Origin of the sequence: Citrobacter amalonaticus, from assembly GCF_018252635.1 — a bacterium.
GTDB lineage: Bacteria > Pseudomonadota > Gammaproteobacteria > Enterobacterales > Enterobacteriaceae > Citrobacter_A > Citrobacter_A amalonaticus_E.
This window is the reverse complement of sequence record NZ_JAGTXM010000006.1, coordinates 557640-577533: the sequence shown is the minus strand read 5'-3', so window position 1 is coordinate 577533 and position 19894 is coordinate 557640. Positions and strand designations below refer to the sequence as shown.

23 protein-coding genes and 1 riboswitch are annotated in these 19894 nt (G+C 54.8%); of the genes, 21 read left to right on the top strand and 2 right to left on the bottom strand.

Going from position 1 to position 19894, the window contains the following annotated elements; translation table 11 throughout:
• Positions 1 to 140: 140 nt before the first annotated feature.
• A riboswitch (cobalamin riboswitch) is annotated at positions 141 to 315 on the bottom strand.
• A gap of 301 nt (positions 316 to 616) precedes the next feature.
• Entirely contained in the window at positions 617 to 1534 is a 918-nt protein-coding gene (gene pocR, locus KE671_RS20330) for a transcriptional regulator PocR (RefSeq protein ID WP_206164353.1), read from the bottom strand.
• A 208-nt stretch (positions 1535 to 1742) separates the two neighbouring features.
• Positions 1743 to 2552: an MIP/aquaporin family protein gene (gene pduF / locus KE671_RS20325; protein ID WP_206164352.1), complete on the bottom strand. Its 810-nt coding sequence runs from the start codon at positions 2550 to 2552 to the stop codon at positions 1743 to 1745.
• Positions 2553 to 3074: 522 nt separating this feature from the next.
• Here pduF and pduA point away from each other — a divergent pair.
• The 21 genes from pduA (at position 3075) to KE671_RS20220 (ending at position 19863) form a co-directional block, all read left to right on the top strand.
• On the top strand, positions 3075 to 3359 hold the full coding sequence (gene pduA / locus KE671_RS20320; protein ID WP_012906330.1) for a propanediol utilization microcompartment protein PduA: 285 nt from the start codon (positions 3075 to 3077) through the stop codon (positions 3357 to 3359).
• Positions 3356 to 4168: a propanediol utilization microcompartment protein PduB gene (gene pduB, locus KE671_RS20315; protein WP_042318194.1), complete on the top strand. Its 813-nt coding sequence runs from the start codon at positions 3356 to 3358 to the stop codon at positions 4166 to 4168. The genes pduA and pduB overlap by 4 nt, the downstream gene beginning before the upstream one ends.
• An 18-nt stretch (positions 4169 to 4186) precedes the next feature.
• Positions 4187 to 5851, top strand: coding sequence for a propanediol dehydratase large subunit PduC (pduC, locus tag KE671_RS20310; RefSeq protein WP_042318193.1), 1665 nt, complete (start codon positions 4187 to 4189; stop codon positions 5849 to 5851).
• 10 nt (positions 5852 to 5861) lie between these two features.
• Positions 5862 to 6530 (top strand): propanediol/glycerol family dehydratase medium subunit, encoded by a 669-nt coding sequence (gene pduD, locus KE671_RS20305; RefSeq protein WP_206164351.1) that lies wholly within the window; start codon positions 5862 to 5864, stop codon positions 6528 to 6530.
• Positions 6531 to 6543: 13 nt separating this feature from the next.
• A complete protein-coding gene (pduE, locus tag KE671_RS20300) occupies positions 6544 to 7065 on the top strand; it encodes a propanediol dehydratase small subunit PduE (RefSeq protein ID WP_061074601.1) in 522 nt (173 codons plus the stop codon).
• Positions 7066 to 7074: 9 nt separating this feature from the next.
• A complete protein-coding gene (locus KE671_RS20295; RefSeq protein ID WP_206164350.1) occupies positions 7075 to 8907 on the top strand; it encodes a diol dehydratase reactivase subunit alpha in 1833 nt (610 codons plus the stop codon).
• On the top strand, positions 8897 to 9247 hold the full coding sequence (locus tag KE671_RS20290; protein WP_206164349.1) for a glycerol dehydratase reactivase beta/small subunit family protein: 351 nt from the start codon (positions 8897 to 8899) through the stop codon (positions 9245 to 9247). The genes KE671_RS20295 and KE671_RS20290 overlap by 11 nt, the downstream gene beginning before the upstream one ends.
• A 19-nt stretch (positions 9248 to 9266) precedes the next feature.
• Positions 9267 to 9542: a propanediol utilization microcompartment protein PduJ gene (pduJ, locus tag KE671_RS20285; RefSeq protein ID WP_042318188.1), complete on the top strand. Its 276-nt coding sequence runs from the start codon at positions 9267 to 9269 to the stop codon at positions 9540 to 9542.
• Between the two features lie 2 nt (positions 9543 to 9544).
• A complete protein-coding gene (locus KE671_RS20280; protein ID WP_206164397.1) occupies positions 9545 to 10057 on the top strand; it encodes a BMC domain-containing protein in 513 nt (170 codons plus the stop codon).
• Positions 10058 to 10062: 5 nt separating this feature from the next.
• On the top strand, positions 10063 to 10695 hold the full coding sequence (locus KE671_RS20275) for a phosphate propanoyltransferase (RefSeq protein WP_206164348.1): 633 nt from the start codon (positions 10063 to 10065) through the stop codon (positions 10693 to 10695).
• The gene (gene pduM / locus KE671_RS20270; RefSeq protein ID WP_206164347.1) at positions 10692 to 11183 is read left to right on the top strand and encodes a microcompartment protein PduM; all 492 of its coding nucleotides are present in this window, start codon (positions 10692 to 10694) and stop codon (positions 11181 to 11183) included. Before KE671_RS20275 ends, pduM begins: the two co-directional genes overlap by 4 nt.
• Positions 11184 to 11186: 3 nt before the next feature.
• A complete protein-coding gene (gene pduN / locus KE671_RS20265) occupies positions 11187 to 11462 on the top strand; it encodes a propanediol utilization microcompartment protein PduN (protein WP_012906340.1) in 276 nt (91 codons plus the stop codon).
• A 15-nt stretch (positions 11463 to 11477) separates the two neighbouring features.
• The gene (pduO, locus tag KE671_RS20260) at positions 11478 to 12485 is read left to right on the top strand and encodes a cob(I)yrinic acid a,c-diamide adenosyltransferase (protein WP_206164346.1); all 1008 of its coding nucleotides are present in this window, start codon (positions 11478 to 11480) and stop codon (positions 12483 to 12485) included.
• Positions 12482 to 13867: an aldehyde dehydrogenase family protein gene (gene pduP, locus KE671_RS20255; protein ID WP_206164345.1), complete on the top strand. Its 1386-nt coding sequence runs from the start codon at positions 12482 to 12484 to the stop codon at positions 13865 to 13867. The genes pduO and pduP overlap by 4 nt, the downstream gene beginning before the upstream one ends.
• Positions 13868 to 13877: 10 nt before the next feature.
• Positions 13878 to 14990, top strand: a complete 1113-nt coding sequence (locus KE671_RS20250; RefSeq protein WP_206164344.1) for a 1-propanol dehydrogenase PduQ — start codon at positions 13878 to 13880, stop codon at positions 14988 to 14990.
• Positions 14987 to 16342, top strand: coding sequence for a 4Fe-4S dicluster domain-containing protein (locus KE671_RS20245; RefSeq protein ID WP_206164343.1), 1356 nt, complete (start codon positions 14987 to 14989; stop codon positions 16340 to 16342). Before KE671_RS20250 ends, KE671_RS20245 begins: the two co-directional genes overlap by 4 nt.
• Before the next feature lie 2 nt (positions 16343 to 16344).
• Positions 16345 to 16899, top strand: coding sequence for a BMC domain-containing protein (pduT, locus tag KE671_RS20240; RefSeq protein ID WP_206164342.1), 555 nt, complete (start codon positions 16345 to 16347; stop codon positions 16897 to 16899).
• Positions 16899 to 17249, top strand: coding sequence for an ethanolamine utilization microcompartment protein EutS (pduU, locus tag KE671_RS20235; RefSeq protein WP_206164396.1), 351 nt, complete (start codon positions 16899 to 16901; stop codon positions 17247 to 17249). Before pduT ends, pduU begins: the two co-directional genes overlap by 1 nt.
• A gap of 4 nt (positions 17250 to 17253) precedes the next feature.
• On the top strand, positions 17254 to 17706 hold the full coding sequence (gene pduV / locus KE671_RS20230; protein ID WP_206164395.1) for a EutP/PduV family microcompartment system protein: 453 nt from the start codon (positions 17254 to 17256) through the stop codon (positions 17704 to 17706).
• Positions 17691 to 18905 (top strand): acetate/propionate family kinase, encoded by a 1215-nt coding sequence (locus KE671_RS20225; protein ID WP_206164341.1) that lies wholly within the window; start codon positions 17691 to 17693, stop codon positions 18903 to 18905. Before pduV ends, KE671_RS20225 begins: the two co-directional genes overlap by 16 nt.
• A gap of 91 nt (positions 18906 to 18996) precedes the next feature.
• Positions 18997 to 19863: an L-threonine kinase gene (locus KE671_RS20220; protein WP_206164340.1), complete on the top strand. Its 867-nt coding sequence runs from the start codon at positions 18997 to 18999 to the stop codon at positions 19861 to 19863.
• Positions 19864 to 19894 lie beyond the last annotated feature (31 nt).

Below are 19894 nucleotides of genomic sequence, written 5' to 3'. Positions count from 1 at the left end.
CGACGCAGCGCTCCCCAGGAGCGTACATCAGTACGTGACTGGGTGAGCGAGGAAAGCCAACGCACCTGCAGCGTGAAGTATGACGGGTATCCCAGTCTTCCGACTGTATACATCATAGCAACCCACTTCCCACCGAAGTTGTTGGTAGTATCCGACAGGCTGGTCTTCTGGCTTAGCGTCGTCCTCGCCCGTCCTTCCCAATCTTGCGATCAGTGGTCTTCACGGGGTTGTCAGCATCACAGCAGCGGGGGCTGCGGGGGATTTTCACCCCCTTCCCAGACACAATTGTGTCAAACCTGTCGAATTAAATGATGAGCAGAATGAATTCTCCTCATCACAGCAATACTTTTCCGTTACTTATTCGTTGCGCATTTTTTATCAAAAAAAATACCGCAAAAAACAATTCTAAATGAAATGTCATGCAAGAGAATAATGAAACCGCTTAACAATGACACTGTATCTCATCACAGAAATAAAAACTGGTGAAGTTTATTCCGCAAAGAGCGATATTTTATTGCGCTATGACAATTTATTGCTCTACTAAATACACTTAAGCATTATAAATGACCGGATTACGCCGGGATATCAAAAATCGGCAATAGCAAAATATTGCTATTCATGCCGACTCAGCAGGCAAGTTTTCATTTATTTTCTGCCGATAGGCCTGCGGCGTAACCTGATAAGTCTGACGGAACACTTTGCAAAAATAACTGGTTTGCGAAAAACCTAAATTGCGGGCAATACTGGCGATGCTCCAGTCACTGTGACAAAGCAGTTCTCTGGCACTGGCCATACGCTGCTGATTAACCCACGCGTTAAAACCAATACCCTGATATTTTTTGAAAAGCTTGCTGAAGTAGTACGGGCTCAGATAGACGTGTGATGCCACATCTTCAAGGCGGAGATCGTCTGACAGATGCGCGTCAATATAGCGTAACGCCTTCTTCATTTTGCTGTCATGAGGGCTAGCGGCCCGGGCCGGACGCGCAGGCTCAGCAGGCTGCGAGCTATCTTTTATCACCACAAAATTGAGTTGCTTTTTGAGGCAGTTTTCAACAATGAGTTTGAGCAGATCCGCTGAGGCCATCACGCGTGAATAGTCCATTTCCGGGACATTACTGAACTCATTGAGCAGTTCAGGATCGGCTTGCCAGCGATCGTCAACCTTCATGATATCGAGCAGATCGGCACTATCATCGTTACGTAAACGCACCTGGCCGCACAAGACGAACCCAACAAGATGGCCTGCGATCACGAGAGGAATAGAGAAATCGGTAAGCCCGGCATGACAGCGATAGATACAGGGTTGATCCGATTTTGACGCTTCCAGCCCCCCACAGCGATCGCTCATACGACACCGGGTACTGTGTTGCGGATGCTGACGCATCAGTTGGCAAAAAGGCGTGAAATTAAACAGCTCAGATATCTCATCACCGTGAATATTGACAACCACAACAGCCAGGCTGGTCGCTTGCGCAAAATCCTGTGCGATTTTATTAATGAGTTCTGAGTTCAGGGTACTCGCAGAAATCATGATAAAATCCCTCAGTTAATCCATTGTTATAATGAAAACATTTATTTTACATTTACTTTTTATCATCCCCTATCCTTGTATGTAAATGACAGAAAGTACAAGGGACAATAACAAAAGTCTCCCCGGCTGGGGAGACTTTTTAGTCAGTTCGTGAAAGCAGATCACGAAATAGAAATTAAAGACGTGATATTAGCCACGCGTGTCAGAATTACGCGTCCGTCTCTTCAATTTTACAGGCATTACAGGGCAAATTTTTACCGATGAGGTACTTGTAGATAGCGGCTCCCGCGCATGCCCCAATCACTGGCGCAATAATCGGTACAATAAAGTAAGGAATATCACGGCCACCGGTCATCGCAATATCACCCCAGCCTGCCATCCAGGCAAACAGTTTAGGACCAAAATCACGCGCCGGGTTCATGGCAAACCCCGTCAACGGGCCTGTGGATGCACCAATCACCGCCACCAGAATACCGATCAGCAGAGGCGCCAGTGGTCCTTTAGGTACACCATTGCCATCATCGGTCAGCGCCATAATCAGCCCCATCAGGATAGAGGTGATAATGATTTCAACCCCTGCTGCTTGCCACACGCTCAGCGCGGCTGCCGGGTACGTACTGAAAATACTGGCCAGATAGAGGCTATCGGCACTACCGCGAACCATGCTGTGGGCAGTTTCATACTCGGTGAATAAATTGCCGTAAAGCAGGTAGGCCAGCACCGCACCGCCAAACGCCCCCGCAACCTGCGCGATGGTATAAGGCAAAACTTTGCGTCCCGGGAAGCAGGCAAAGAGCCAGAGTGCGACCGTGATAGCCGGGTTCAGGTGCGCCCCGGAAATTCCCGCGGTAAGATAAACCGCAAGAGAAATGCCCAGACCCCAAATAATACAAATTTCCCAGAGGCCCAGACTGGCACCTGCAACTTTCAGTGCGCTAAGACAGCCGATACCAAAAAACAAAAACAATCCGGTCCCCAAAAACTCGGCAATGCATTGCGCTTTCAGTGAATCATTCATTGTGACACCTTCTTAGAAGCGTTCGTGTCCTTACCAGCGGACCCTTGCTGGCCGTAGAGTACAACGACTCCTACTATAGGAAGAGGTCACTGAAAATTGTTGGCAAACTGAGCATTCGGAGACCTGGAAAAATCGTGTTGTTATAGCAATTTCTTGCCACCAATTTATTCAAAGACAGCGTGTAGAGTGCCTGGATGTAATTAACCAGGACGATTCTTGATAGCAAAAATTGGTTATTTGAAGATTTCCCTTTTTCAAGCAATGTCACAAATTGGTATTTCCGCATAGCAGATTAAATTAATCACGTCACCCTCTAAAATGTAAATATGGAATAGCAAAAACCAAAATATCACATTAGTAAAAATTAACAAATGCCATAAAAACAATGCCTTAAAATACATTACGGCAAATTTATCACATTCACAGCCCACTAATTTTTCACCCAGACATTCAAGTCAGCCATTCTTTTTCCTCGCTTCTTTTTATAGTCATGAATATCGGGACAACCCAGGCGAGGTCTTTATGCAACAAGAAGCATTAGGAATGGTAGAAACCAAAGGCTTAACTGCAGCCATAGAGGCCGCAGATGCAATGGTGAAGTCAGCCAATGTCATGTTGGTCGGCTACGAAAAAATTGGCTCAGGGCTGGTAACCGTCATCGTTCGCGGTGATGTCGGTGCCGTAAAAGCGGCGACCGATGCCGGTGCTGCCGCTGCGCGCAACGTGGGAGAAGTGAAAGCCGTACACGTCATTCCACGCCCTCATACCGATGTAGAAAAAATCTTACCGAAGGGAATTAACCCATGAGCAGCAATGAACTGGTTGAACAGATCATGGCGCAGGTCATTGCCCGTGTGGCAACGCCTGATCAAGCGGGTATCCCTGATAAAACCCATCCAAAACGAGAGACGGCTATGGCAGAGAAGAGCTGCAGTTTAACGGAATTTGTTGGCACCGCGATTGGCGACACCGTAGGTCTGGTGATTGCAAACGTAGACAGTGCCTTGTTGGAAGCAATGAAGCTTGAGAAGCGCTATCGCTCCATCGGCATCCTGGGCGCGCGTACCGGCGCGGGTCCGCACATTATGGCGGCTGACGAAGCGGTCAAAGCCACGAATACCGAAGTAGTAAGCATTGAACTCCCTCGCGATACCAAAGGCGGCGCGGGTCACGGTTCGCTCATCATTATCGGCGGTAACGATGTTTCCGATGTGAAGCGCGGAATTGAAGTGGCGCTGAAAGAACTCGACCGTACCTTCGGTGATGTTTATGGCAACGAAGCCGGACACATCGAACTGCAGTACACCGCGCGCGCCAGTTATGCGCTGGAAAAAGCGTTTGGCGCGCCAGTTGGCCGTGCCTGCGGTGTGATTGTGGGTGCTCCGGCTTCCGTTGGTGTGCTGATGGCGGATACCGCCCTGAAAGCCGCGAACGTTGAAGTCGTGGCTTACAGCTCTCCGGCGCATGGCACCAGCTTCAGTAACGAAGCGATCCTGGTGATCTCCGGCGATTCTGGCGCAGTACGTCAGGCGGTTATCTCAGCACGAGAAATCGGTAAAACCGTCCTTGCGACCCTCGGTTCAGAACCGAAAAACGATCGCCCGTCATACATCTGATATCCGTGAGGCTCATTCATGAGATCGAAAAGATTTGAAGCACTGGCGAAACGCCCTGTCAATCAGGACGGATTCGTTAAGGAATGGATCGAAGAAGGCTTCATTGCGATGGAAAGCCCGAACGATCCTAAACCGTCGATTAAAATTGTTAACGGCGCCGTCACCGAACTCGATGGCAAATCGGTCAGCCAGTTTGACCTGATTGACCACTTCATTGCCCGCTACGGCATCAACCTGGCGCGTGCAGAGGAAGTGATGGCGATGGACTCCGTTAAGCTCGCCAACATGCTGTGCGATCCTAACGTGAAGCGTCGTGACATCGTGCCACTGACAACGGCGATGACCCCGGCAAAAATTGTCGAAGTGGTGTCGCACATGAACGTGGTTGAGATGATGATGGCGATGCAAAAGATGCGCGCACGTCGTACGCCATCTCAACAGGCCCACGTCACCAACGTCAAAGATAACCCGGTGCAGATTGCTGCCGACGCCGCTGAAGGCGCATGGCGTGGGTTTGATGAGCAAGAAACTACCGTGGCCGTGGCGCGTTATGCCCCGTTCAACGCTATTGCTCTGTTGGTCGGTTCCCAGGTGGGTCGTCCGGGCGTATTGACGCAATGCTCGCTGGAAGAAGCCACCGAACTGAAACTCGGCATGCTGGGTCATACCTGCTATGCCGAAACCATCTCCGTATACGGTACCGAACCGGTCTTTACCGACGGTGATGATACGCCGTGGTCAAAAGGTTTCCTCGCCTCTTCTTACGCCTCCCGTGGTTTGAAAATGCGCTTCACCTCCGGTTCAGGTTCCGAAGTACAGATGGGTTATGCCGAAGGCAAATCCATGTTGTATCTGGAAGCACGCTGCATTTACATCACCAAAGCGGCGGGTGTACAGGGTCTGCAAAACGGCTCGGTGAGCTGCATCGGCGTTCCGTCTGCGGTTCCATCGGGGATCCGAGCGGTACTGGCAGAAAACCTGATCTGTTCATCACTGGATCTGGAATGCGCCTCCAGTAACGACCAGACCTTCACCCACTCCGATATGCGTCGTACCGCACGTCTGCTGATGCAGTTCCTGCCGGGCACCGACTTTATCTCTTCCGGTTATTCCGCCGTGCCGAACTACGACAACATGTTCGCCGGCTCCAACGAAGATGCGGAAGACTTCGATGACTACAACGTTATTCAGCGCGACCTGAAAGTGGACGGTGGTCTGCGTCCGGTGCGTGAAGAGGACGTTATCGCCATTCGTAACAAAGCAGCCCGCGCTCTGCAGGCGGTTTTTGCCGGTATGGGTCTGCCGCCAATTACGGATGAAGAAGTCGAAGCCGCAACCTACGCACACGGTTCGAAAGATATGCCTGAACGTAACATCGTTGAGGACATCAAGTTTGCACAGGAAATCATCAACAAGAACCGCAACGGTCTGGAAGTGGTGAAAGCGCTGGCTCAGGGCGGCTTTACCGATGTCGCGCAGGACATGCTCAACATCCAGAAAGCCAAGTTAACCGGGGACTATCTGCATACCTCTGCCATCATCGTCGGCGATGGACAAGTGCTCTCTGCCGTCAATGACGTCAACGATTATGCCGGTCCGGCAACAGGTTATCGGCTGCAAGGCGAACGCTGGGAAGAAATTAAAAACATCCCTGGCGCACTTGATCCCAACGAGCTTGGCTAAGGGGTGAACAATGGAAATTAATGAAAAATTGCTGCGCCAGATTATTGAAGACGTGCTGTCCGAAATGCAGACCAGCGATAAGCCCGTCTCGTTTCGCGCACCGGGTACGTCATCCGCGCCGGCTGCACCGGCCGGCGACAGTTTTCTGACGGAAATTGGCGAGGCGAAACAGGGCACGCAACAGGATGAAGTGATCATTGCTGTCGGTCCGGCGTTTGGCCTTTCTCAGACCGTGAACATTGTCGGTTTACCGCATAAGAACATTTTGCGTGAAGTGATAGCCGGGATTGAAGAAGAAGGCATCAAAGCGCGTGTGATTCGCTGCTTTAAATCGTCCGACGTAGCCTTCGTTGCCGTTGAGGGGAACCGTCTGAGCGGCTCCGGTATCTCTATCGGCATTCAGTCAAAAGGCACGACGGTTATCCACCAACAGGGATTGCCGCCGCTGTCGAACCTGGAGCTGTTCCCGCAGGCCCCGCTGCTGACGCTGGAAACCTATCGTCAGATTGGCAAAAACGCGGCACGTTATGCCAAGCGTGAGTCACCGCAGCCGGTTCCGACGCTGAACGATCAGATGGCACGCCCGAAATATCAGGCTAAATCCGCCATCTTGCACATCAAAGAGACGAAGTACGTCGTGACGGGCAAAAACCCGCAGGAACTGCGCGTGGCGCTTTAATAAGGATCCCTTTATGAATACCGATGCAATTGAATCGATGGTACGGGATGTGTTGAGCCGCATGAACAGCCTGCAGGGCGACACATCTGCCCCTGCAGCCGCTTCGAGCACTACGACCCAGACCGCAAAAGTGACCGACTATCCGCTCGCCAGTAAGCACCCAGAGTGGGTCAAAACGGCCACTAACAAAACGCTGGATGAGTTCACCCTCGAAAACGTTCTGAGCAACAAAGTGACCGCGCAGGATATGCGTATCACGCCGGAAACGCTGCGCATTCAGGCGGCTATCGCCAAAGATGCCGGACGCGATCGCCTGGCGATGAACTTTGAGCGTGCCGCAGAACTGACGGCGGTACCGGACGATCGCATTCTTGAGATCTATAACGCCCTGCGTCCTTACCGTTCAACGAAAGAAGAACTGCTCGCGATTGCGGACGATCTTGAAAACCGCTATCAGGCCAAAATCTGCGCCGCGTTTGTTCGTGAAGCTGCGGTGTTGTACGTCGAGCGTAAAAAACTGAAAGGCGACGACTAAGGAAAGGTCATGAGATATATAGCTGGCATTGATATCGGCAACTCATCCACAGAAGTCGCGCTGGCGACGCTGGATGGCACGGGTGCGCTCACCATTACCGGTAGCGCACTGGCGGAAACCACCGGAATAAAAGGCACATTGCGTAATGTGTTTGGGATTCAGGAGGCGCTCACGCTTGCGGCCAACAATGCAGGCATCAATGTCAGCGATATCTCACTTATCCGTATCAACGAAGCCACTCCGGTGATTGGTGATGTCGCGATGGAAACCATCACGGAAACTATCATCACCGAATCCACCATGATCGGCCATAATCCGAAAACACCGGGCGGTGTCGGTCTGGGTGTGGGGATCACTATCACGCCGGAAGAGTTACTTACCCGACCGGCGGATACTCCGTTAATTCTGGTGGTGTCATCTGCCTTCGATTTCGCTGATGTCGCCACTATGATTAATGCCTCTGTCCGTGCCGGTTACCAGTTAACCGGTGTCATTTTGCAACAGGACGATGGCGTTCTGGTCAGTAACCGACTGGATAAACCGCTGCCCATCGTTGATGAAGTGCTGTACATCGACCGTATACCGTTGGGAATGCTGGCCGCCATTGAGGTCGCCGTGCCTGGTAAAGTCATCGAAACGCTGTCAAACCCTTATGGCATCGCAACGGTGTTTAACCTCAATGCGGACGAGACTAAAAACATTGTCCCGATGGCGCGAGCGCTGATTGGCAACCGTTCCGCCGTGGTGGTGAAAACCCCGTCGGGAGATGTTAAAGCACGCGCCATTCCTGCCGGAAACATTGAACTGCAGTCACAGGGACGTACGCTACGCGTTGATGTCGCTGCAGGTGCCGACGCCATTATGAAAGCGGTCGGCGAATGCCCGAAACTGGACAACGTTACCGGTGAAGCTGGCACCAATATTGGTGGCATGCTGGAACACGTGCGCCAGACGATGGCGGAACTGACCAACAAGCCAAGCAACGAAATTTTCATCCAGGATTTGCTGGCTGTCGACACCTCCGTTCCGGTCAGCGTTACCGGCGGACTGGCCGGTGAGTTTTCTCTGGAACAGGCCGTCGGTATCGCCTCAATGGTGAAATCAGACCGTCTGCAGATGGCGATGATCGCCAGCGAAATCAAAGAAAAGCTAAACGTGGACGTGCAGGTTGGCGGCGCGGAAGCCGAAGCGGCGATTCTGGGCGCGCTCACCACGCCCGGTACCACGCGTCCGTTGGCAATTCTGGACTTAGGCGCTGGCTCGACCGACGCCTCCATTATTAATCCTAAAGGCGAAATTATCGCCACCCACCTCGCCGGGGCTGGTGACATGGTTACCATGATCATCGCCCGGGAACTGGGACTTGATGACCGCTATCTGGCAGAAGAGATCAAAAAGTATCCGTTAGCCAAGGTCGAAAGCCTGTTCCATCTGCGCCACGAAGACGGCAGCGTGCAGTTCTTTCCGACACCGCTTCCCCCTGCGGTGTTTGCCCGCGTCTGCGTGGTCAAGCCGGATGAACTGGTGCCCCTGCCCGGCGATCTCGCGCTGGAGAAAGTTCGCGCCATTCGCCGCAGCGCCAAAGAGCGCGTATTTGTCACCAACGCCCTGCGCGCACTGCGACAGGTCAGCCCGACAGGCAATATCCGCGATATTCCGTTTGTCGTTCTGGTGGGCGGTTCCTCGCTGGACTTTGAAGTGCCGCAACTGGTGACGGACGCCCTGGCGCATTATCGCCTGGTTGCCGGACGTGGAAATATTCGCGGTACCGAAGGTCCACGAAACGCGGTTGCTACGGGTCTCATTCTCTCCTGGCATAAGGAGTTTGCCCATGGACAGTAGCGTTTCCACGCCTGCCATTGTGATTTCGACCATTGGCGACTGCCTTTCTGTCTGGAAAGAGGTGCTGCTCGGCATTGAAGAAGAAGGCATCCCGTTTGTGATTCAAAACCAGGCAGCGGGAGAAGTCGTTCAGAGCGCATGGCAGGCAGCCCGCCAGTCTCCGCTGCTGGTCGGCATCGCCTGCAACGAAGAAACCCTGGTCGTGCACTACAAGAATTTACCCACTTCAGCGCCGCTTTTTACGCTGACGTATCGCCAAAACAGCCTTGACCGACGAAGTACTGGAAACAACGCGGCAAGGTTAGTCAAAGGGATCCCCTTCCGGGATCTCAATGCTTAATCCACAGGAGAATCGCAGTATGAATAACGCACTGGGACTGGTTGAAACAAAAGGGTTGGTCGGCGCGATTGAAGCCGCAGATGCCATGGTGAAATCCGCCAACGTGCAACTGGTCGGTTACGAAAAAATCGGCTCCGGTCTGGTAACCGTCATGGTTCGCGGTGACGTCGGCGCCGTAAAAGCCGCCGTTGATGCAGGCTGCGCAGCAGCAAGCGTCGTGGGTGAGGTGAAATCCAGCCACGTTATCCCGCGTCCGCACAGCGACGTTGAGGCTATTTTACCGAAATCTGCCTGAGCATTAGCGAAAAGGAGCACAGCGTGAAGCAATCACTGGGATTACTCGAAGTTAGTGGTCTGGCATTAGCCATCTGTTGCGCAGATGCCATGGCGAAAGCGGCTTCCATCACGCTGGTTGGCCTTGAAAAAACCAACGGTTCAGGCTGGACGGTGATCAAGATCACCGGTGATGTGGCATCAGTACAGTCAGCCATCATCACCGGTGCTCATCTCGCTGAACAGCAAGATGGCCTGGTCGCGCAAAAAGTGATCGCCAGACCTGGCGAGGGCATTCTTTCCCGCGCGATGACTGCCACTCCGGCCCCTGTGCCTGCACCCGCAACGGTGTCTGCACCGGAGTTAGAGCCAGCCCCCATCGAAGGACCTGAAACTGAAGTCGTTGTAGAAGAGTCAGCACCGGAAACGGCGCCTGAAGACGGGATTATCAGCTGCAATTTGTGTCTGGACCCGGCCTGCAAGCGCCAGAAAGGCGAACCCCGGTCGCTCTGCCTGCATTCAGGTAAACGAGGTTAAGCGTAATGGACAAGCAACTTCTGGAAACGACGGTCAGCAAAGTGCTGAATGAATTACGGGATCGCCCTATTCCTTTGGGCGTCTCCAATCGTCATATCCACCTTAGCGCTGAGGATTATGCCCGTCTTTTTCCGGGACATCCTATTAGTGAGAAAAAAGGGCTCCTGCAACCTGGGCAGTATGCAGCTGAGCAGACCGTCACGTTAGTGGGACCAAAAGGTCAACTGAAAAATGTCCGCCTGCTGGGACCGCTGCGTAGCACCAGCCAGGTGGAGATTTCGCGCACGGATGCCAGAACACTGGGTATCGCCGCGCCGTTGCGGATGTCCGGAAATCTCAAAGGTACGCCGGGTATTCGCCTCGTGAGCCCCTTTGGCGAACTAGACCTTCCCTCCGGGGTGATCGTCGCACAGCGCCACATTCACATGTCGCCGCTGGACGCGCTGATCCTGCGCGTTGCCCACGGCGATAGCGTCAGTGTCGCCATTGAAGGCACTGATCGTCGGCTGATCTTCGATAACGTCGCGGTACGTGTTTCCCCCGACATGCGTCTGGAAATGCATATTGATACCGACGAGGCTAATGCAGCCGGGGCAGATGACGCTAATGCTTTCGTTACACTGGTAACACCGCGATGAACGGCGATCTGTTGCAGCGAATCGTCGAGGAGGTAGTCTCCCGCTTGCAACGTCGTGCGCAAAGCACCGTCACGCTGAGCGTCGCGCAACTGCGGGAAACACCGCCCCGCACTCTGTTTTCTCAGTATGCCTCGGTGCATATTTTGCAGGTCGATCTGCCCCTGCTTGAGCAGATCGCCGACAACGATTCATCGCATGCCGCCGCCGTCATGATCCACGAGGCGCTGGCATTGGGCCTTCGGGTACAACTCTCGTTGCAACGTCGGTTACTGCCCGCCGTGCCGGTAAAAAAGCTTGCCCGACTGCCGCTGTTTCTCTGCGACGAACAGGGGCAGCCGATCATGCTGCACCCTACCCGACTGTTAAGTTATGCCGATGTTGCCCCGTTACCTGCAGGGTGGCTGGTGCTACATCGCAAATGTGTTGTTACCGCGCTGGCTCGCGAGACCGCGAGCTCGCGCCACATCCAATTGCTGAAGCAGGAGTGAACCATGCATCTGGCACGTGTTACAGGCGCGGTGGTATCCACGCAAAAATCGCCCTCGTTGGTCGGAAAAAAACTTCTGCTGGTACGCCGTGTGAGCGCCGACGGTGAACTGCCGGCAAATCCGACGGCGGGCGATGAAGTTGCCGTTGATTCCGTCGGCGCTGGCGTTGGCGAGCTGGTGCTCCTGAGCAGCGGCTCCAGCGCCAGACATGTTTTTTCCGGACCAAATGAGGCCATCGATCTGGCCGTTGTCGGCATTGTCGACACGCTTTCTCGTTAAGGATAAGGGGGAGTTATGGCGATTTATACCCGCACAGGCGACGCAGGCACAACCGCGCTCTTTACCGGACAGCGCGTCAGTAAAACTCACCCCCGCGTGGAAGCGTACGGCACGCTTGATGAGCTTAACGCCGCGCTAAGTCTGTGCGTCTGCGCCACCCGTAGCGCACAACATCGCGCGTTGCTGGAAGCCATTCAGCTACAAATTTTCTGGTTTAGCGCTGAGCTTGCCAGCGAAAGCGAGCAACCGTCTGCGGACCAGCGCTATATCAGTTCTGAGGAAATTGCCGCGCTGGAAGCGGCTATCGACACCGCGATGGGACGCGTCGCGCCCTTGCACAGTTTCATTTTGCCTGGCCGCTGCGAAGCCGCAAGCCGCCTGCATTTTGCCCGCACGCTGGCGCGCCGGGCCGAACGCCGCCTGGTGGAGCTCGCGGCCGAGGTCGCCGTCAGGCATGTACTGATGCGCTATATCAATCGCCTGTCAGACTGCTTGTATGCGCTGGCGCGTGCTGAAGATCACGACGCTCATCAGGACACAATTATTAGGGAAGTGACGAAACGCTATCTGGCAACCGGTCACGCCCCTGTCAAAAAGGAATCTGCGATGTCGCTCTCGTTTGGCGATCTTCATCAGTTAACCCGCACCGCGGTCGAACGGGCGCAAGCTTTGAACGTCCCGGTGGTCGTCAGCATTGTTGATGCCAACGGCACCGAAGCCGTCACCTGGCGGATGCCGGATGCCCTTCTGGTCAGCAGTGAACTGGCGCCCAAAAAAGCCTGGACCGCGGTGGCGATGAAAACCGCGACGCACGAACTCGCGTCGGTAGTTCAGCCCGGCGCGCCGCTGTACGGGCTGGAAAGTCATATGCAGGGAAAAGTCGTCACTTTTGGCGGCGGCTACGCGCTATGGCGTGATGGATTGCTTATTGGGGGTCTTGGTATCAGCGGGGGAAGCGTTGAACAGGACATGGACATTGCACAGGCTGCCATTGCGGCAATAAACGTGAGAACACATCAATGAATACTACCGAACTGGAAACCCTCATCCGCACTATTTTGAGCGAGCAACTGGCTCCCGCAAAAACTGTAACCAAAGGGAACGGAATCTTTCAGTCTGTTGGTGAAGCTGTCGATGCTGCCCACCAGGCGTTCTTGCGTTATCAGCAATCACCACTGAAAACGCGCAGCGCCATTATCAGCGCTATCCGGGAAGAGTTGGCGCCACAACTGGCTGCGCTGGCAGCGGAGAGCGCGGCGGAAACCGGAATGGGTAACAAAGAGGACAAATTCCTCAAAAACAAAGCGGCGCTGGACAATACTCCGGGCATTGAAGACCTGACCACCACCGCGCTTACCGGCGACGGCGGCATGGTGCTGTTTGAATATTCACCGTTCGGCGTGATTGGCTCCGTCGCTCCCAGCACTAACCCAACGGAAACCATTATTAACAACAGCATCAGCATGCTGGCCGCGGGTAACAGCGTCTATTTCAGCCCGCATCCAGGTGCTAAGGCAGTATCGCTGAAGCTTATCGCCATGATTGAAGATATTGCGTTTCGTCGCTGCGGTATCCGTAACCTGGTGGTGACCGTTGCCGAACCGACGTTCGAAGCCACCCAGCAGATGATGGCGCACCCGAAAATTGCCGTGCTGGCGATTACCGGCGGCCCGGGTATTGTGGCAATGGGCATGAAGAGCGGGAAAAAAGTGATTGGCGCAGGCGCGGGGAATCCACCTTGCATCGTCGATGAGACGGCCGATCTGGTGAAAGCGGCGGAAGATATTATCAACGGCGCATCGTTCGACTACAACCTGCCATGCATCGCGGAGAAGAGTCTGATTGTGGTGGAGTCGGTTGCACAACCGTTGATCCAACAAATGCAAAATTTCGGCGCGTTATTGTTAAGCGAGGCCGATACCGAGAAGCTGCGTGCGGTCTGTCTACCAGAGGGTGTAGCCAATAAAAAACTGGTCGGTAAAAGCCCTTGCGCCATGCTTGAGGCCGCCGGTATTCCGCTGCCGGCGAAAGCGCCACGCCTGCTGATTGGCGTCGTCAACGCAGACGACAGTTGGGTAACCAGCGAGCAGTTAATGCCGATGCTGCCAGTGGTGAAGGTGAAAGATTTTGACGCCGCGTTGTCGCTGGCGCTGAAAGTGGAAGAAGGATTACACCACACCGCCATCATGCATTCGCAGAATGTGTCTCGCCTGAATCTTGCGGCGCGGACGCTACAAACCTCTATTTTCGTTAAAAACGGCCCCTCCTATGCAGGAATTGGTGTCGGCGGTGAAGGATTTACCACCTTTACTATCGCCACGCCGACCGGCGAAGGGACAACATCGGCACGCACGTTTGCCCGCTCACGTCGCTGCGTGCTGACTAACGGTTTCTCAATCCGCTAATGAGGTTGTGATGAATACTTTTTCACTACAAACCCGTTTGTACAGCGGCCCAGGAAGCATGAAGGTGCTTGGTCGTTTTACGAACAAGCACATCTGGATTATCTGCGATGGTTTTCTCGCCCGTTCGCCGTTGATTGACACGCTGCGCGAAGCAATACCAGCAGATAACCGAATCAGCGTCTTCAGTGAGATCACGCCCGATCCGACCATCGGAACCGTCGTTCAGGGGATTGCACAAATGCAGTCCCTGCGCCCCGACGTGGTGATTGGTTTCGGCGGCGGTTCCGCGCTGGATGCGGCGAAAGCCATTGTCTGGTTCAGTCGTCAGTTTGATATTGATATTGAAACCTGCGTGGCGATCCCGACCACCAGCGGAACCGGATCGGAAGTGACCAGCGCCTGCGTGATAAGCGATCCGGAGAAAGGCATTAAATATCCGCTGTTTAATAACGCGCTCTACCCGGATATGGCAATCCTTGATCCGATGCTGGTCGTCAGCGTCCCACCCGCCATTACCGCCAATACCGGAATGGATGTTCTGACGCACGCGCTGGAAGCCTATGTGTCCACACACGCCAGTGACTTTACCGACGCACTCGCGGAAAAAGCCGCTCAGATCGTCTTTCAGTATCTGCCTGTCGCGGTCCGTAAAGGTGACTGCCTCGCGACGCGCGGCAAAATGCACAACGCCTCTACGCTGGCAGGGATGGCATTCAGCCAGGCTGGGCTGGGGCTGAACCACGCCATCGCCCACCAGTTAGGCGGCCAGTTCCATCTGCCACACGGTCTGGCGAATGCCCTGCTGCTGGCGTCGGTGATCCGCTTCAACGCGCATGATCCGCGGGCGGCCAAACGCTACGCCCGGTTCGCGAGAGCCTGTCATTTATGTGCTGACAGCGCCAACGAAACGGCGAGTGTGAATGCGCTGGTGCAGCACATTGAACAGCTGAAAAAAGCGTGCGCTATCCCAACCCTCGCCGTTGCGCTTAAAGAACAAAGACAGGACTGGTCAATGCGTATTCCGGCAATGGTTCAGGCCGCGCTGGCGGACGTGACGCTGAAAACCAATCCCAGAGCGGCAGACGCCGGGGCCATTCAGGAACTGCTTGAGGAATTGTTATGAATACCGCCCTGAATGTTGAACCAGGTACACTGGATGTACCGACCATCGTTGAACGTGTTCGCGCAGCAGGCGTCGTAGGCGCTGGCGGTGCCGGTTTTCCAACGCATGTCAAACTGCAGGCGCAGGTAGAGATTTTCCTCGTCAATGCTGCCGAATGTGAGCCGATGCTTAAAGTGGATCAGCAACTCATGGCGAAACAGGCAGCGCGTTTGATTCGCGGCGTACAGTATGCGATGAAGGCCACCGGTGCCCGCGAAGGGATTATCGCGCTGAAAGAAAAGTATCAGCCGGCGATTGCCGCCCTGACGCCGGTTTTGCCGCCGGCAATCAGACTGCACATCCTGCCCGACGTCTATCCGGCGGGCGATGAAGTATTAACTATCTGGATGGCGACGGGCCGCCGCGTTCCTCCCGCTGCGCTGCCGGTCAGCGTGGGCGTCGTGGTCAACAACGTACAGACCGTACTGAATATTGCCCGCGCGGTCGAACAGCAGTACCCCGTAACGCGCCGCACGCTCACCATCAATGGCGCCGTTGCCCGTCCACAGACGGTGACCGTGCCCATCGGCATGTCTTTGCGCGACGTGCTGGAGATGGCCGGCGGCGCGACCATCGACGATCCGGGATTTATCAATGGCGGACCGATGATGGGAAGTCTCGTGACATCCCTGGACACACCGGTCACGAAGACCACCGGCGGACTGCTGGTTCTGCCGAAATCACATCCGTTGATTCAGCGGCGTATGCAGGATGAGCGCACCGTGCTTTCGGTGGCAAGAACGGTCTGCGAACAGTGCCGCCTGTGTACCGATCTCTGCCCAAGGCATCTTATCGGTCACGAACTCTCCCCTCATCTGCTGGTGCGGGCGGTCAATTTTCATCAGGCCGCCACCCCGCAGCTATTGCTCAGCGCCCTCACCTGTTCTGAATGTAACGTCTGCGAAAGCGTGGCCTGCCCGGTAGGCATTTCGCCCATGCGAATTAACCGCATGCTGAAGCGCGAACTGCGTGCACAGAATCAGCGCTACGAAGGCCCGCTCAACCCGGCGGATGAGATGACGAAATACCGTCTGGTGCCGGTTAAACGGCTCATCGCCAAACTGGGACTGACGCCATGGTATCGGGAAGCACCGCTCGTCGACAGCGAGCCCGTTGTTGAGAAAACGACGCTGCTGCTGCGCCAGCACATCGGCGCCAGCGCAGTGCCCTGCGTTCAGAAAGGCGAGCGCGTCACGCGTGGCCAGTGCGTTGCTGAAATTTCGCAAGGTGCGCTCGGCGCGCCTGTTCACGCCAGTATTGACGGCATTGTCTGTGAGGTAACAGATCAGGCCATTATCGTTGTAAGAGGTTAACCATGTCTCAGGCCATAGGTATTTTAGAACTCACCAGCATTGCCAAAGGGATGGAAGCCGGCGATGCCATGCTGAAAAGCGCCAATGTGGAACTGCTGGTCAGTAAAACCATTTGCCCGGGTAAATTTTTACTCATGCTGGGCGGCGACGTTGGTGCGGTACAACAGGCGATTGAAACCGGAAATGCGCTCGCGGGCGAGATGCTGGTCGACAGTCTGGTGTTGCCTAACATTCATGCCAGCGTGCTTCCCGCGATCGGCGGACTGAACAGCGTAGACAAACGTCAGGCGGTGGGGATCGTTGAAACCTGGAGCGTAGCGGCCTGCATCAGCGCGGCTGACCGGGCGGTGAAGGCGTCTAACGTTACGCTCGTGCGCGTGCATATGGCGTTCGGTATCGGAGGCAAATGCTACATGGTGGTGGCGGGTGATGTCTCCGACGTCACCAACGCGGTCACGGTTGCCAGTGAGAGCGCGGGTGAAAAAGGCCTGCTGGTTTATCGTTCGGTGATCCCACGCCCGCACGAAGCGATGTGGCGTCAGATGGTGGAGGGATGATGGAAAGACAACCGACCACGGATCGAATGATCCAGGAATACGTACCGGGCAAACAGGTCACGCTGGCGCATCTGATTGCGAACCCTGGCAAAGATCTGTTCAAAAAACTGGGATTGCAGGACAACATCTCGGCGATTGGCATTCTCACCATCACGCCAAGTGAGGCCTCCATTATTGCCTGTGATATCGCGACGAAATCTGGCGCGGTTGAGATCGGCTTTCTGGACCGCTTCACCGGTGCGGTGGTGTTAACCGGCGACGTGTCGGCAGTGGAATACGCCCTGAAGCAGGTTACGCGCACGCTCGGCGAAATGATGCGCTTTACCACCTGTTCCATCACGCGGACATAGCATGATGCTGCGCATGATGCTAATTGGGCCCAGCCAGTGTGGTAAGACCTCGCTGACGCAATGTCTGCGCGGTGAGGCTCTCGAATATCAGAAAACGCAGGCGATTGTCTGGACTGCCGAAACCATCGACACACCCGGTGAATATCTGGAAAACCGCTGTCTGTACAGCGCGCTGCTGACGAGTGCCTGCGAGGCGGATGTCATTGCGCTCGTGCTCAATAGCGATGCGCAGTGGTCGCCTTTCTCTCCCGGTTTTACGGCACCCATGAACAGACCAGCGTTTGGCATTGTCACCAAATCAGATTTAGCGGACTCGCAGAAAATTGCGCAGGTCACTGGTTGGCTGGAACAGGCTGGCGCACAACGAGTGTTCGTGACCAGCGCGGTCAACCATTCCGGACTCGATGCACTGTTTGCCTTTCTGAACCAAAAGGAATCTTCATGTCTCACAAAATAATGGCGATCAACGCGGGCAGCTCGTCCCTTAAATTTCAGTTACTGGACATGCCGCAGGGCGATGTGCTGTGTCAGGGACTCATTGAGCGTATCGGCCTACCGGATGCCCGAATCACCCTGAAAGCGCAGGATCAGAAATGGCAGCAGACCACACCGGTTGCCGATCATCGCGAGGCGGTGACCCTGCTTCTCGAAATGCTGATTAGCCACGGTATCATCAATAGTTTGCAGGATATCGAAGGGGTCGGTCATCGTGTGGCGCATGGCGGGGAGTCATTTAAAGATTCTGCACGCGTGACCGATGAATCCCTGGCGGAAATCGAACGCCTTGCCGAGCTTGCGCCATTGCATAATCCGGTTAACCTGCTCGGCATCAACGTGTTTCGCCAGCTACTGCCCGACGTGCCTTCGGTTGCCGTGTTTGATACCGCGTTTCATCAGACGCTGGAAGAACCGGCCTATATCTATCCCCTTCCGTGGCGGTATTACGCGGAGTTTGGGATTCGCCGCTACGGTTTTCACGGGACCAGCCATAAGTACGTCAGCGCGACGCTCGCCGAAAAACTTGGCGTCCCGCTCAGCGCACTGCGCGTTGTGTGTTGTCATCTGGGCAACGGCAGCAGTATTTGTGCGATTAAAGGCGGCAAGTCGGTTAACACATCGATGGGCTTTACCCCGCAGTCTGGCGTGATGATGGGAACCCGCAGTGGGGATATCGACCCGTCCATTTTGCCGTGGGTTGCGCAGCGTGAAGGCAAGACGCCACAGCAACTCAACCACCTGCTAAACAATGAATCCGGTCTGCTTGGTGTTTCAGGCGTTTCGCATGATTATCGTGACGTTGAACAGGCTGCTGACGGCGGAAATCCCCGCGCCGCGCTTGCCCTGTCACTGTTTGCGGAGCGTATTCGCGCTACAATTGGCAGCTATATCATGCAGATGGGTGGTCTGGATGCGCTGGTGTTCACCGGAGGTATCGGGGAAAACTCAGCGCGCGCCAGAGCGGCAATCTGTCAGAATCTGCACTTCCTGGGTCTGATCGTAGACGAAGAGAAGAATCAGCGGAATGCGACCTTTATTCAGGCGGAAAATGCAATGGTCAAGGTGGCGGTCATCAACACTAACGAGGAGCTGATGATTGCCCAGGACGTGATGCGGATTGCTCTCGCAGAATCAGAAAGTTTCGCCGTGTCGGCCTGAGTTCGCGCCGCGCAAATTGCGGCAAATCATGGTAATAGCGAAATCGCCATGACACTATGCGCCGAGGATTGCAGAGCAGAAAGGTGATAACGTGGCTGTTGCGCAGTGCCCCGCATCGTGCGGAGAACTTATTCAGGGCTGGATTATGGGCAGCGAGAAACTGGTCTCCTGCCCGGTTGACTGGTACAGCACCGTTGAGGTCAGCACCGGTTCCCCTTTAGCGGATGAGCGCCCTCTTTCACGGGCGATGGTCAATCGACTCCTTGAACACTGGGACTATCCTGCGCACCTCAGCCAGGATATCCGAGTGTCGATTCATTCAACCATCCCTATTGCCAAAGGCATGGCCAGCAGCACGGCGGATATCGCCGCCACCGCCGTCGCTACCGCGCAACATCTGGGGCATCAACTGGACGAATCCACCCTCGCGCAACTTTGCGTCTCGCTGGAACCGACGGACAGCACCGTTTTTCAGCAACTAACGCTGTTTGACCACAACGACGCATCGACGCAAATCGCTTGTGACGCTCAACCGGCGCTGGATCTCCTCGTGCTGGAAAGCCCACAAACTTTACGCACCGCAGATTATCACCGCATTCCGCGGCAGGCTGGTTTACATGCTGGCGCACCGGCGCTGAAGCGGGCGTGGGAAAAAGTGCAGGAAGCCTGTGCGCAACAGAACCCTTATCGGATGGGAGAAGCGGCGACGCTGAGCGCCATCGCCAGCCAGATGCTGTTGCCAAAACCGGATTTTGATGCACTATTGTCGCTGGTTGAAGAGTGTGATTTATACGGCGTGAACGTAGCGCACAGCGGCAGCGTCGTCGGACTGATGCTCGACAGGCAACGGCACGATGTGGATTACGTTAAGTGGTTACTGACAAGAAACAGGCTGACCGAACACTGGCCGGAACAGCATTTATTGCGAATGGTCAGCGGTGGCGTAAAAAGACAGTGAGGATCGCCTGACGGATCCTCACTGCTGGCAA

What these genes read in the sequence shown, in the direction of transcription:
- pocR (WP_206164353.1), bottom strand. Translation starts at nt 1,534, where the DNA reads ATGATTTCTGCGAGTACCCTGAACTCAGAACTCATTAATAAAATCGCA.
- pduF (WP_206164352.1), bottom strand. Translation starts at nt 2,552, where the DNA reads ATGAATGATTCACTGAAAGCGCAATGCATTGCCGAGTTTTTGGGGACC.
- pduA (WP_012906330.1), top strand. Translation starts at nt 3,075, where the DNA reads ATGCAACAAGAAGCATTAGGAATGGTAGAAACCAAAGGCTTAACTGCA.
- pduB (WP_042318194.1), top strand. Translation starts at nt 3,356, where the DNA reads ATGAGCAGCAATGAACTGGTTGAACAGATCATGGCGCAGGTCATTGCC.
- pduC (WP_042318193.1), top strand. Translation starts at nt 4,187, where the DNA reads ATGAGATCGAAAAGATTTGAAGCACTGGCGAAACGCCCTGTCAATCAG.
- pduD (WP_206164351.1), top strand. Translation starts at nt 5,862, where the DNA reads ATGGAAATTAATGAAAAATTGCTGCGCCAGATTATTGAAGACGTGCTG.
- pduE (WP_061074601.1), top strand. Translation starts at nt 6,544, where the DNA reads ATGAATACCGATGCAATTGAATCGATGGTACGGGATGTGTTGAGCCGC.
- KE671_RS20295 (WP_206164350.1), top strand. Translation starts at nt 7,075, where the DNA reads ATGAGATATATAGCTGGCATTGATATCGGCAACTCATCCACAGAAGTC.
- KE671_RS20290 (WP_206164349.1), top strand. Translation starts at nt 8,897, where the DNA reads ATGGACAGTAGCGTTTCCACGCCTGCCATTGTGATTTCGACCATTGGC.
- pduJ (WP_042318188.1), top strand. Translation starts at nt 9,267, where the DNA reads ATGAATAACGCACTGGGACTGGTTGAAACAAAAGGGTTGGTCGGCGCG.
- KE671_RS20275 (WP_206164348.1), top strand. Translation starts at nt 10,063, where the DNA reads ATGGACAAGCAACTTCTGGAAACGACGGTCAGCAAAGTGCTGAATGAA.
- pduM (WP_206164347.1), top strand. Translation starts at nt 10,692, where the DNA reads ATGAACGGCGATCTGTTGCAGCGAATCGTCGAGGAGGTAGTCTCCCGC.
- pduN (WP_012906340.1), top strand. Translation starts at nt 11,187, where the DNA reads ATGCATCTGGCACGTGTTACAGGCGCGGTGGTATCCACGCAAAAATCG.
- pduO (WP_206164346.1), top strand. Translation starts at nt 11,478, where the DNA reads ATGGCGATTTATACCCGCACAGGCGACGCAGGCACAACCGCGCTCTTT.
- pduP (WP_206164345.1), top strand. Translation starts at nt 12,482, where the DNA reads ATGAATACTACCGAACTGGAAACCCTCATCCGCACTATTTTGAGCGAG.
- KE671_RS20250 (WP_206164344.1), top strand. Translation starts at nt 13,878, where the DNA reads ATGAATACTTTTTCACTACAAACCCGTTTGTACAGCGGCCCAGGAAGC.
- KE671_RS20245 (WP_206164343.1), top strand. Translation starts at nt 14,987, where the DNA reads ATGAATACCGCCCTGAATGTTGAACCAGGTACACTGGATGTACCGACC.
- pduT (WP_206164342.1), top strand. Translation starts at nt 16,345, where the DNA reads ATGTCTCAGGCCATAGGTATTTTAGAACTCACCAGCATTGCCAAAGGG.
- pduU (WP_206164396.1), top strand. Translation starts at nt 16,899, where the DNA reads ATGGAAAGACAACCGACCACGGATCGAATGATCCAGGAATACGTACCG.
- pduV (WP_206164395.1), top strand. Translation starts at nt 17,254, where the DNA reads ATGCTGCGCATGATGCTAATTGGGCCCAGCCAGTGTGGTAAGACCTCG.
- KE671_RS20225 (WP_206164341.1), top strand. Translation starts at nt 17,691, where the DNA reads ATGTCTCACAAAATAATGGCGATCAACGCGGGCAGCTCGTCCCTTAAA.